Genomic DNA, 273 nt, shown 5'->3' with positions numbered 1-273 from the left:
AGCTTCAGGTGCTGAAGCTCAAGGCCCTGAGCCACGGTGCCAACATGGGCCGGCTGGTCGATCAGGCCATTGATCAAGGCCAGCTCACCGAGCTGCGCCAGATGTGCGCCAAGGTGCATCCCTCGCTGATCGAGCGTCTCGATCAAGTGACGAACCTGCTCGACATGAGCAAGCGCGAGTTCATCGAGGCTGCTGTGTCTGATGCGCTGGCCCGCGCCGAGGAAGCTATCGAGCGTTCCGGTGCCCTGGATCAAGGGAGCCTGTGATGCTCAC

1 protein-coding gene is annotated in these 273 nt (G+C 61.9%); it reads left to right on the top strand.

Annotation, left to right across the window (positions count from 1 at the left end; translation table 11 throughout):
• On the top strand, positions 1-266 hold a 266-nt coding region (locus ABG80_RS22465), incomplete at its 5' end, for a hypothetical protein (protein ID WP_407638729.1).
• Between the last annotated feature and the right edge of the window lie 7 nt (positions 267-273).

The sequence above is a fragment of the Aquabacterium parvum genome, from assembly GCF_001447195.1.
Classification (GTDB): Bacteria; Pseudomonadota; Gammaproteobacteria; order Burkholderiales; family Burkholderiaceae_C; genus Aquabacterium; species Aquabacterium parvum.
The sequence above is the reverse complement of the archived record's forward strand: the minus strand, read 5'-3'. Positions and strand labels throughout refer to the sequence as shown.